This window comes from Sivoneniella epilithica UHCC 1019, assembly GCF_040830845.1.
Taxonomy (GTDB): Bacteria; Cyanobacteriota; Cyanobacteriia; order Leptolyngbyales; family Leptolyngbyaceae; genus ULC077BIN1.
In genome coordinates this window covers 1-10,098 of the sequence record NZ_JBFPDP010000040.1, presented here as the reverse complement: position 1 = coordinate 10,098, position 10,098 = coordinate 1, and the positions used below count along the sequence as shown (strand labels likewise).

Genomic DNA, 10,098 nt, shown 5'->3' with positions numbered 1-10,098 from the left:
AGCCCCAAAGCCGCCCAGAAGAAAAAGTCTTGAACTCACTCAAGACTGAGAGTAGACTTTATCTAAAGCTGCACTAAGCAAACACAGGTAGTAATGTCGGCTGGCTTTCGATGACACTTAAGAAATTCTGGTTAATCAGGGCTTGATAAGTGTCAAGATCTGCTTGAGCATGGTCTAAAACTTGATGCAAGTGTTGCAGTTTTTCGGGCTGAGTAGTCCCCTCAAGAACGTAGTCAAAGTTGCCACCGAAAACAATCACAGGTTTAAGGGTTTCATCAGCCTGACGAATTTTAGCTTCGCTGATAGTGAGATTAAATGGACTGCGCTCCAGGGTATAGGTGAAGCTCAAACGAGTTCGGGGAGCCGCCTGCCCGATGGTTTGCCAGGGACCATCAGCCAACAGTGTTTTGCTCAGATAGGTGCTGGTGGCTTCGGGTGGGTCAAATTCGACATGTCCAGCCGGATTGATGCCGACCGCCTCGTATTCCATGTTCGGCAAGCTTTGGATGCAGCGACGGGCGACTTGAATGATTTCGATTACGCTAAAATCTTTGCTTTCGATGGTTTCAGTAAACAGAATACGTCCGGCTTGAGCCGTGATGACAACACTGTTTTGGAAAGCCAGTTGCACGACTTGAGGGGTGTAAATCGGTTGACGTGCTAGTTCCCACTCACTGGGAATAATGCCGCTGTATTTGAGGAATTCTAGATTGAAGACAGCAGGACTTTGATTTTGGGCAGCAACAATGATCACCAATTCTTGTGGCGTGATAGATAAGGACATATTCATAGCTCAGGTGGAGATGTTTGGTTGATGCTTAAACGGTTAAAGGAAATACTGTGAACTCACATAGCAAGGCTGTATCCAGGAACTTGTAGCCCAGGAACAGACTTTAGATTCGCTGTCTTGCTTATCAGCTTAAGCGAGTTTTTATCAGTTTATAAGGATATTTCTACGGAAGCTTATCCACTAAGCGATTAGTAAATACACTTTAGTGTTCAGACTCCTAATACCACTACTTCATGAAGTCATCTGAAGATGTTAGCTTGATTGTGAAGCTAATGTAAATCAGTCTGCTAGACCTTAAGCTCTGTCTATTTCTTTAAAGTTCTGTCGGCTCAGTAAAATAACCTTGGTGCTAGCCAGGTGTAGTCAAACTAACATTTCTAAGAAGCAATTGTACGCCACTCAAAGATATTCCAAGACAGGAACAATGAACGGAACAAATCCGGGGGCACACATTCTGCGACCCTTATTGGTATATGACCCGTTTGAAATGAATTTTTAGCAGAACTGGGCGCTAGATGAATTTCAGATGAGGACAAAACATCCTCTTAGTCCAACCGACACCTAAAAGTGCGGAACCAATCTATGAATACAGCGGAACCAATCTATGAATACAGATGAGCTACTCATTAAGAAGCTTTGCGATAATAGGTTGTTTTTTTTGATCTAACTTTTCTCTATCATTTCTTGAATGACACCATTGGTAAATCCAAAGTGACTGAGGTTAGATCACTACACTTATTGCCGTCTATCCTATGGCTTTTCTTGATGTTTGATGTTTTCAAGGGGCTGCTCATTTAATATTCTCTTCTCCAGTTCGTAGCGGCTTCCACTCCAGCTAAAAACAAGCTGCCGAACTCGATTATCTTCAATTTGATTCGCGACCAGCATTGGAAAACTCTCATTGGGTTGATTAGGAGAATTGTATTGAAACAACAATGGAATTCCTTTAGGTATGGGCGATCGCAAATATTGTGTCCACACTAATCTATAAGACATTTGCACATCGTCATTGAGAGTGGGCGGAGTAACCTCTGGCACTTGGGCATAGGCAGCAAACAAACAACCTGCTGCACCACAAAGCTGAGGAACCTTGGAAAAGTTGAAAACAATCGCTTGTCCCTGTTGTCCTTTGAGAGGGTTTGCCAGCACGGGCAGATTTGGTTGTTCCTCTTTGGGTACGGTGGTCAAATTATCAAACGCTTGATGAAGTACTAAAGGTGTAGTTTTCTGAGCATCTGTCCACTGCAAAGGCTGTCCATTGAGTGCTAGAACTTGTCCAGCACAGCCCGTCAATTCGAGCAGAGAGCCAAGCAATAAGAAACAGGCAAATCCAATCCGAAACCACAGTGCAAAACGCATTTACCAATGGGGCGGAGGTGAAAGAACTGGCTGTTCTGTTGGTTTAGGTATCACATCGCTAACGATCAATTCACTTGTATTTCTCGTCGAAGATAACTGAGTCATGACACTCTCCTATTGTTGGTACTTACGCCAGTTTGGGTCATATTGATTGAGAAGTTTTTCAGCCGTTTTTTGAGGCACACCCGATTGTTGTAACCCCTTTAGTCCGAGATAACCTCCACCTGATGTGATTACCTCCCAACGCCTACCGTTTTGCTTGAGTAGCGTATTGCCACCCATTTCGCCGCGTGTCCAACCGACGAGCGCAAACCCATCCGCGATCGCGACCTCGTGTAGTTTTGCTTTGATAGTGACACCTTGACAATTGAGGTATTGCAGAACCGCTTTCTGAACCGCCGCCTTTTCTGAGCTAGCCTGAGTTACCAATACTGGCTGAGATATTGCCCCAGCAACTTGACCGGAGTGTATCCACGGCTCGATCGCGATTGTCGTGAACAGCATTGCCAGAACCAGCAGCATATACGTCATGCGTTTGTAGTGAGACATAATTGACCTCCTTTATTTGACCACTCGATAAATTTCTTCCGTTGGTGCTCCCCGGATGTAAGCACTATTGTTGTAGTACCCATTAAACGTGCGGTCAGACTTCCAGCGAAACGAAGCTCGACTAGACGAATTGGATAGCACTTGAGAGCAGCCATCATTCTGACAAATGCCAATATGTTCATACCCTTTTGCCAAAATGATGTCCCCTGCTTTGGCTTGCGATGGATTGACTCGCGCCCCACGCCCCGCTTTCAAATCCGCTGCCACGGATGGCACATAATCCGGGTTTGGGTTTGTTCATAAATGTCTTCATGGAGGTTTGCACGGGTAGTTTCAGGGTGACTCCATAACTCATCCAGAATCGCGATCGCTTGAGAGTTCGTCATTGCCCCATAATCCAACCCATCTAAAAACTGCTGAAAGTCCTTGATTTCAGCCGCTGTCATGGTGGGATCTGGTTCAAAGGTAAACCTGTAGCACTGTTTAATGCTTTGGTAGTGCTTTTTCGTAAAGGGTGAGGGGAAATGGAGACGACGGCTTAAGTAACCCGAGATCAACTATGAAACCATACTTAATCTGTCCGAGTTGTGGATCAGATGACATCATCAGGACTTACGCAAAAGTCATTTGAACAGATGGATGCTTGAGTTGGGCAGTCAAGTAATCCGAAAGCATTCCATACTTGATCTGGTAAACCGTTTTGCCTGTCTGATAAGCGATCGCCTTCAGGCGACTCCAAACGAGTAACGCACAGGCAATATGATTACGCTGAATGCGCGCTTTGCGACATTGACAAGCCTCTACTCCAGTTAACTGTTTAAGTTCTCTGTGAAACTCCTCAATCTTCCAACGAATGCCACACTCATCTTGTACCGCATCCGTAGAAGCTTGAGTTAAGTCGTTAGTGACGACAAACTCCGCCGGAGTTGGTAGAAACAGTGACCCGGAACAGTTTCACCTTTTTGTCTTTAGGAAATCCCCGAAGTTTGATCAGCTTGCCTTGCTCTAACTCCTGGGCACTCCAAACCAGCTCATCCACGCGCTGATAGGGCGCTGCATCGCCACTATCATCCACGCGTCGATTCGTTTTGAGCGGACAGTAGTACACTTTCCCCAGTTGGTCAATTTGTGCCATCAATTTTTGAGTCGCATACCAGCTATCCATCAACACCCTTGTCAAGGGTAACTGCTTGCTGTATACCACCCCATTGAGCATCTGGGCAACCTGGTCAAGCTTGCTTTGCCCATCTCCATCAGGGTCGTAAAGGCGATAGTCAATTACCCAAAACTGCCCGGTTTCGCCATTCACGTATACGCAGCTAATTAACCCGATGCCTCGAATGACTCGGTGTTCGTTACCGCTATATTGTCGCCTTACCAGTTCAATTGATCCTGAATAACGTTTGTCCAATACCGTATCGTCGAACAGCACATAAGCTTTCTCATGCGGTTGTAGCACTATTCTCACGTTATCCCACAACAGGCGCGGAGTCAGTTTCTCACCTCGCAGATAGCGATTGATCCGGTCATGGCTAATCCCATCAAGATGGTCAGCCAAGTTGGTCACGGTGTAGTTGATGGGGCTGCTCAGCAGATATTGGCAGTAGTCAAGTTTAGTAAAACTCATGCCTCTAGTTTTAAGGACTGTCTTATTTTGCCTTATCCTCTCCCTGCGTAAGTCCTGATCATGAAAAACGGAACAACTCGCCGGGGCAAGCAAAACCATAAATGCCGAGACTGTGGTCGTCAGTTTGTCGAAGATCCCCAGTGGAAGCCCAAGGATCAAGATACCAATGCTCTAATTGATCGGTTATTGCTAGAGCGGATTCCTTTAGCGGGGATTGCTAGAGTCCTGAAACTGTCAGAAAGTTGGTTGCAGCAGTACGTCAATCAGACCTATGAGCAGGTGCACCAACAAGCCGAGGTACTGCCCAAAACAACCGCAAGGTTGACGGTTCAGATGGATGAGTTGTGGTCTTTTGTGGATGACAAAGGCAATAAACAATGGGTTTGGTTAGCGATGGATGCAGCGACCCGCGAAATCATTGGGTGTCTTGTCGGCGATCGCTCTCAGGAATCGGCACAAGCCCTATGGGATAGCCTGCCGCGCCGCTATCGACAATATGCCCGGATCTACACCGACCACTGGGAAGCCTATGCCTGTGTGCTACCGAGCAAACGACATTTTGCAGTGGACAAGGATTCTGGGTTGACGAGCTATATTGAGCGGTTGAATAACACGTTACGACAACGCATTTCACGCTTAGTGCGCCAAACTTTATCGTTCTCGAAGAAATTAGGCAATCACATTGGAGCGATTTGGAATTTCATTCATCACTACAATCAAAAGATTCGAGAGAAATTGCGACGGGAGCAGATGGTTTCTTTTTCTCTGTCCTTTACGTAAGGGCACTACCAGACATTGTTGAGAGTTGGAGGGCATTACACTGGCTTAAACTCAAAAACATCAGTTCAGGAATTATTCAAATTCAACCGATTGAGACAGGGGCAGGACCTTTATCAAAAGTTATCGAAAGACTAGAGAACCACCAAGACTTCAGCCGTCGGCTGATTAACGCAATCTACGCCGAGATTGACCAGAAACTAGAGAAAACCTCTGGTGCCCGCCTCATCGTTGAATGTGAATTTGAAACCCTACTGGAAACTATCTGCGCTCAGCGAAATCCTACAGAACTCGACGAAAAAAAGTTGAAAACAGCCCTTCTCTGGTTACATCAGAGGAAAATTTTGCGATTAACCGAGGGGCTACTCCTTTTCAGCCAAGCATTAAAAGTCCGAGTTCATAAAGGAGCCAATATCACCACCATTAACCGTAAGTATCCAGAGGTGCAAAACCACTATTCTGAACAAGCCCGTCGCACTCACTTAATGTTGGAATACGGGCGATTAGGAGAAGACCAGGCTGCCCGCCAACAACTCGTCGAAGATTACTTTAAGCTTCCTTGTGAGGAATTCGCTAATAAATATCCAGTCCTCCATGCAGAAGCTTGCAAGCGTCCCGTTACCCAGGAAGACTATAACCGGATTATGGGATCGCTCAACCCAGCCCAAACCGCTATTGTCGAAGCAGACGACCCGGCGATCGCAGTCATCGCGGGTCCAGGCTCGGGTAAAACACGCACCATTGTTCATCGAATTGCCTACCTGATCAAAGTCAAACGAGTCAACCCCGATCGGATTCTGGTATTGGCTTACAACCGCAATGCCGTTCGAGAACTCCGCATACGGCTTAAAGATTTGGTGGGAACGTCAGCATCGCGACTGAGAGTATATACCTTTCATGGACTGGCACTGTCCCTATTAGGTCGAACCATTGAGGAATCAGACACCCAATCCCAGAAACAGCAAAGTACGGAACACAAATTCCAAAAACTCCTTGAGTAAGCCTGTAACCTTCTGGACAAAGGGAACGAAGATGCCTTAGCTGATGAAGATAGTCAGATGCGTCGAGTGAGGCTATTAGGCAACACAGAACACATCTTTGTGGATGAATACCAGGATGTTGCAGAGCAGGAATACCGCCTGATTCAGCTAATTGCAGGATTTGGTGATTCTGAAGATCAAGCGCGATCAGTTCAAATCAATCTTTGTGTGATTGGTGACGACGATCAAAATATCTATGAATTCAGAGGAACCAACCCTAAATATATCTTGCAGTTTCAAGCCGAGTACAAGGCAAGACGATTTCTATTAACAGAAAACTATCGTTCTACTGAATCCATCATCCAAGCCTCAAACTACGTCATTCAAAACAGTCCCGATCGCTGTAAACGAGACCTCCAGGAACAAGTCCAAATTGATGCAGCCCGGATTGGTCAATCAGGAGTGCCTGTCAAAGCACTTCAATTTTCAACTCCAAAAGAACAAGCCATCTGGATCACCACACAGGTCAAACAATGGATTGCAGAAGGAACACGTCCCTGCGAGATTGCAATCCTGGCGCGGGAATGGGATGAACTCAAAGAAATTAGAGCCTTGCTCGATCGATTAGCCAACATTCCCACTCATACGTTGAAAGGAGGCGAAATTAAGCTAGTTCGCAATCACGTTACTCAGCGTCTCTTAAAAGCTCTCAAGCGTGATTCCAGCTTAATCATCCCGCCCGCACAACCTGTCAGAGAACGCTTTGAAAGTTTCTTTGAAAAAACACATCATGGATTAAACGAGCTTACAGTCAAAACCCTCCTAAAGATTGCCACCGATTTAGATGAGGAAAGAGGTTATGGTTCAGATTTAGCTGATGAAATCAGCACTAATGAAATTATTACTGCTATCTACGAATTTAACGAAAGTCCTGATCTTTCCATTGATGAGGCGGCTGTTCTAGTGACTAGCTGTCATGGAGCCAAAGGACTTGAATTTCGCAAAGTAATTTTACTAGCAGACAAGTTCTCTACTAATGCAAAACAAGCACAACAAGAACGCAGATTGCTTTATGTTGCGATGACAAGGGCTAAAGAGGAGTTAGCTCTAACTTCAACTCGCAATAGCCAATTCATAAAAGAGATGCAGCTTGAAGTGGAACAGAAATCAGTGGAGCAGATTAATTTGCCCAGCTTCATTTACTACGCTGACTTTAGCCCATTTGGAGAAAGAAGGGGCGGTCAACAAAAAGGGGATATCAATTTAGGATATCTAGCCACGAAATCAAAACAAGCCATTATTCAAAAATTAAGAGAAGGAAGCAACTTACAAATGAAATGTAGTCGCTACGGAGATGGCTGGACAATCTGGACTGAGCAAGATGAAGAAATTGGAGCCTTATCAAGACATGCCAATCAAGTCCTGAGTGACCAAGGAATTCGCCCCAGTCAATTTGAATGGCAACCTGGTGAGGTCACTGTACGCCACATCTATCAACATTTAGATATTGATGAGGTAACAGGCGAAGTTAAAGAAGAGTGGGATCTAGTTGTTCCCCAAGTCCGGGTCTGTCGCTGAAAATAACTCTCTTTGATAAGAACGACGGGCAGCGGACTACCTGGCATATTTCGAGAATTTATAGTCGGCTCAGTTATAGCAACGGAAAAATTCTGGTCGTTAAGGCTGAAAGACTCATGAATTAAAGCTTTCAGCGATTACTTTGCTTGCGTACTTGTGGGCTTGAACTGTCCCATCTTTAGCCATAAATGGGACAGTCCGAATCACAAGCAACGATTTTGCGCCGTTTCAGGTTCTAGTGTTTGATCAACCAGTCGCCGAAAATGGGACAGTTGCTTTTGGCGCTTCACTAACGACCAGAATTTTTCCGCTGCTAATATCAAGCCCAGTACAAATGTCATGAACAGGTCCTTTGAGGCGATGTATGAATGGCACCTGTTGCCCTGGCGCACAAGCTAGAGCGGCAAGTGTATAAGCTGCAAACGCGAATCTATCAAGCCTCTCGCCGTGGTGATGTGAAGGCAGTTCAGAGATTACAACGACTCCTTTTGAACCTGGCTGACTGACACATTTTCTCGTATTTCAGGTTAAGCGGTACTGAGCCGTTGTTCCAGCGGGAGAACACAATCGACTGTAGTGCCTCTAAAGTAGAGCGGTTGTCGTTTGGCAGCTTGAGATTTGGAGGGGATACAGGGGTCTAGATCCAGTGCAGATTGAAGTGCAACCGTCGTCGGAATTGGCCAGCCTTGTACAAGTGCTTTGCGAATCCAATGCCAACCGATTTTGAAATAGCTACTGCCTCTAAACCAATGAGGGTCAACTTGGCGGCGCTCACCTTGGTCAACCACAGCCGTGCCAACACTGGTCAAGTAGAGGGTAGCAACCGCGAGCACCAAGCACAAGCGTGAGAGCCTGGCAGCAGAGCGGATGTGGGAGGATTCAAGTTGAAACCCGTTGGATTTATCATCCAAAAAGTTCTCCTCAATATCAAACCTCAAGCCGTATTCAACAAAAGTTTCGGTCGTAGTGGGTTGGTCACTGACGACATACCAGCGTTCCCGACTGGGATAGTGATGAGCTAAGGCTAGATGCACCAGACCATAGCGAGCTTTAGTAATCTTGACCTGATGCAGAAACAGGGCATGACTGGTGGATAGAGTGTAGAACGAGATGGGCATACCCTGCTGACCGCGATACACCAGAAAGTTGGACTTGACCCGAATCCGATAGTGCCAACCCAGGCGATGCAGGTGCTTGAATAACTCCACATCAGCAAAGCCCCGGTCTGCTAAAAACAAGACTTCAACTCCTGTGGGCAATACCTCAACGACGGCATCCAACAGCGGAGCGTAAGTGGCATGCATAAGCAACGGTACTGCTAGAATGCTCCAGCACCTTCCAAATCACTGGAATTCCTCGTCCTCGGTATACGACCACAATCCGAGTGATGCAGTACTGCTCACACAACCGGGTTGTATCGAGTGCCAGAACAATGCGCTCTTGCTGCCAAACTGATAGGGCATATCCAATCAACCGGGCATACAACGAATGCTCGTGTACCCGCTCATTCTGAAGCCACCGTGAAAACCGCCGTTGCGTACTTTGAGCATAAACCGCACGACTTTGCACATAATCGCTCCATGCCGTTAAGCTGATTTGTCCGCTGGCAACCAGTCCTACGACCATCCAAACTAACGGGTATAAGTGGCGCTGATCTCGCCAGCGACAGTGTTGACCCAGCAACGCTTGCAGCGTATCATAGAGGCGAGGGGTGTTTTCCATAGTGACTTCTGTTGATGTGGTAATCCTCAGAATACTTGGATTTACCCCTCTTCCAAGATTTTGTGTCAGTCAGTCAGGCGATCGCCCTAAGCGGTCAAGCCGCCACACGACCAACGTATCTCCGGTTCGCACATAGTCGAAGGCTTCCTTCAATCCAGGGCGATCGGCTTTAGTGCCGCTTATCTTGTCGGAAAAGATGCGGTCACACCCAGCTTGTTTCAAAGCATCGTGTTGCAAGTTCAAATTCTGGTCATCAGTGGAGACGCGTTCGTACCCGATCAGCATAGTGAGAGTTCTAATGTACTCCAACTGTATCAGAACTCGTCAAACCTGCATTGTTTTGAAGCATAGATTTAAAAACAAGTTAATTTACACATTTTCAGTCCAAAAACCGTAATTTAGGATCACGAACAGAATCGTCTCATAAACGACCCCAAAAGAGACATTCAGAAAGGCGATCGCCACTTAGCGTTTCAGCCCTAAAACTCTCTAAAACAGCTTGTCAATCTATCTATCAAAATTGAACCGATGAGACGAGTTTTGATGCAGTTATAGGAAAAGTAGGGTCGAGTAGAGAGGGTTCGATCGTGCGTTAAATTTCTGTGGGTTCGGATAAAGTAGAAAATAGTTACTTTATTGCTCAACCTATGGAATGCCCGTTGTATGGACATTTGAAGGTTCATAAACACGGCAAGATGCCCAATGGAGTCCAACGG

13 protein-coding genes and 1 pseudogene are annotated in these 10,098 nt (G+C 46.1%); 4 read left to right on the top strand and 10 right to left on the bottom strand.

Going from position 1 to position 10,098, the window contains the following annotated elements; translation table 11 throughout:
- Positions 1–73: 73 nt before the first annotated feature.
- From AB3R30_RS20080 to AB3R30_RS20055, 6 genes and pseudogenes are all read right to left on the bottom strand, one after another.
- On the bottom strand, positions 74–790 hold the full coding sequence (locus AB3R30_RS20080) for a hypothetical protein (RefSeq protein ID WP_458650997.1): 717 nt from the start codon (positions 788–790) through the stop codon (positions 74–76).
- Positions 791–1,540: 750 nt separating this feature from the next.
- Positions 1,541–2,149 carry a hypothetical protein gene (locus AB3R30_RS20075; RefSeq protein WP_458650996.1) on the bottom strand — a complete coding sequence of 203 codons (609 nt, stop codon included), beginning with the start codon at positions 2,147–2,149 and terminating at the stop codon, positions 1,541–1,543.
- A 114-nt stretch (positions 2,150–2,263) separates the two neighbouring features.
- Complete coding sequence (locus AB3R30_RS20070; protein WP_458650995.1) at positions 2,264–2,698, bottom strand: hypothetical protein; 435 nt, start codon at positions 2,696–2,698, stop codon at positions 2,264–2,266.
- Positions 2,699–2,710: 12 nt separating this feature from the next.
- Positions 2,711–2,965 (bottom strand): hypothetical protein, encoded by a 255-nt coding sequence (locus AB3R30_RS20065; RefSeq protein ID WP_458650994.1) that lies wholly within the window; start codon positions 2,963–2,965, stop codon positions 2,711–2,713.
- Positions 2,950–3,144: a hypothetical protein gene (locus AB3R30_RS20060; RefSeq protein ID WP_458650993.1), complete on the bottom strand. Its 195-nt coding sequence runs from the start codon at positions 3,142–3,144 to the stop codon at positions 2,950–2,952. Before AB3R30_RS20060 ends, AB3R30_RS20065 begins: the two co-directional genes overlap by 16 nt.
- A 166-nt stretch (positions 3,145–3,310) precedes the next feature.
- Positions 3,311–4,325 (bottom strand): annotated as a pseudogene (locus tag AB3R30_RS20055) (IS701 family transposase).
- Positions 4,326–4,385: 60 nt separating this feature from the next.
- Here AB3R30_RS20055 and AB3R30_RS20050 point away from each other — a divergent pair.
- The 3 genes from AB3R30_RS20050 to AB3R30_RS20040 all read left to right on the top strand — a co-directional run bounded on the left by AB3R30_RS20050 (position 4,386) and on the right by AB3R30_RS20040 (position 7,660).
- Complete coding sequence (locus AB3R30_RS20050) at positions 4,386–5,105, top strand: IS1 family transposase (protein ID WP_458650992.1); 720 nt, start codon at positions 4,386–4,388, stop codon at positions 5,103–5,105.
- A gap of 341 nt (positions 5,106–5,446) precedes the next feature.
- The gene (locus tag AB3R30_RS20045) at positions 5,447–6,103 is read left to right on the top strand and encodes a UvrD-helicase domain-containing protein (RefSeq protein ID WP_458650991.1); all 657 of its coding nucleotides are present in this window, start codon (positions 5,447–5,449) and stop codon (positions 6,101–6,103) included.
- A gap of 57 nt (positions 6,104–6,160) precedes the next feature.
- Entirely contained in the window at positions 6,161–7,660 is a 1,500-nt protein-coding gene (locus tag AB3R30_RS20040) for a 3'-5' exonuclease (RefSeq protein ID WP_458650990.1), read from the top strand.
- A gap of 203 nt (positions 7,661–7,863) precedes the next feature.
- On the opposite strand, the gene AB3R30_RS20035 is transcribed toward AB3R30_RS20040, so the two are convergent.
- Positions 7,864–8,001 carry a hypothetical protein gene (locus AB3R30_RS20035; RefSeq protein WP_458650989.1) on the bottom strand — a complete coding sequence of 46 codons (138 nt, stop codon included), beginning with the start codon at positions 7,999–8,001 and terminating at the stop codon, positions 7,864–7,866.
- A gap of 27 nt (positions 8,002–8,028) precedes the next feature.
- Between AB3R30_RS20035 and AB3R30_RS20030 the strand changes: the two genes are divergently transcribed.
- Positions 8,029–8,166 (top strand): reverse transcriptase N-terminal domain-containing protein, encoded by a 138-nt coding sequence (locus AB3R30_RS20030; RefSeq protein ID WP_458650988.1) that lies wholly within the window; start codon positions 8,029–8,031, stop codon positions 8,164–8,166.
- 21 nt (positions 8,167–8,187) lie between these two features.
- Here AB3R30_RS20030 and AB3R30_RS20025 read toward each other — a convergent pair whose 3' ends face one another.
- The 3 genes from AB3R30_RS20025 to AB3R30_RS20015 form a co-directional block, all read right to left on the bottom strand.
- Positions 8,188–8,964 carry a transposase gene (locus AB3R30_RS20025; RefSeq protein WP_458650987.1) on the bottom strand — a complete coding sequence of 259 codons (777 nt, stop codon included), beginning with the start codon at positions 8,962–8,964 and terminating at the stop codon, positions 8,188–8,190.
- On the bottom strand, positions 8,924–9,382 hold the full coding sequence (locus AB3R30_RS20020) for a hypothetical protein (RefSeq protein WP_458650986.1): 459 nt from the start codon (positions 9,380–9,382) through the stop codon (positions 8,924–8,926). Before AB3R30_RS20020 ends, AB3R30_RS20025 begins: the two co-directional genes overlap by 41 nt.
- 69 nt (positions 9,383–9,451) lie before the next feature.
- On the bottom strand, positions 9,452–9,667 hold the full coding sequence (locus tag AB3R30_RS20015; protein ID WP_458650985.1) for a recombinase family protein: 216 nt from the start codon (positions 9,665–9,667) through the stop codon (positions 9,452–9,454).
- Positions 9,668–10,098: the final 431 nt, after the last annotated feature.

Excerpts from the sequence above, each read along its gene's own strand:
- AB3R30_RS20080 (WP_458650997.1), bottom strand. The coding sequence starts at position 790 with ATGAATATGTCCTTATCTATCACGCCACAAGAATTGGTGATCATTGTT.
- AB3R30_RS20040 (WP_458650990.1), top strand. The coding sequence starts at position 6,161 with ATGCGTCGAGTGAGGCTATTAGGCAACACAGAACACATCTTTGTGGAT.
- AB3R30_RS20035 (WP_458650989.1), bottom strand. The coding sequence starts at position 8,001 with ATGACATTTGTACTGGGCTTGATATTAGCAGCGGAAAAATTCTGGTCG.
- AB3R30_RS20020 (WP_458650986.1), bottom strand. The coding sequence starts at position 9,382 with ATGGAAAACACCCCTCGCCTCTATGATACGCTGCAAGCGTTGCTGGGT.
- AB3R30_RS20070 (WP_458650995.1), bottom strand. The coding sequence starts at position 2,698 with ATGTCTCACTACAAACGCATGACGTATATGCTGCTGGTTCTGGCAATG.
- AB3R30_RS20025 (WP_458650987.1), bottom strand. The coding sequence starts at position 8,964 with ATGCATGCCACTTACGCTCCGCTGTTGGATGCCGTCGTTGAGGTATTG.
- AB3R30_RS20030 (WP_458650988.1), top strand. The coding sequence starts at position 8,029 with ATGGCACCTGTTGCCCTGGCGCACAAGCTAGAGCGGCAAGTGTATAAG.
- AB3R30_RS20060 (WP_458650993.1), bottom strand. The coding sequence starts at position 3,144 with ATGACAGCGGCTGAAATCAAGGACTTTCAGCAGTTTTTAGATGGGTTG.
- AB3R30_RS20015 (WP_458650985.1), bottom strand. The coding sequence starts at position 9,667 with ATGCTGATCGGGTACGAACGCGTCTCCACTGATGACCAGAATTTGAAC.
- AB3R30_RS20050 (WP_458650992.1), top strand. The coding sequence starts at position 4,386 with ATGAAAAACGGAACAACTCGCCGGGGCAAGCAAAACCATAAATGCCGA.
- AB3R30_RS20075 (WP_458650996.1), bottom strand. The coding sequence starts at position 2,149 with ATGCGTTTTGCACTGTGGTTTCGGATTGGATTTGCCTGTTTCTTATTG.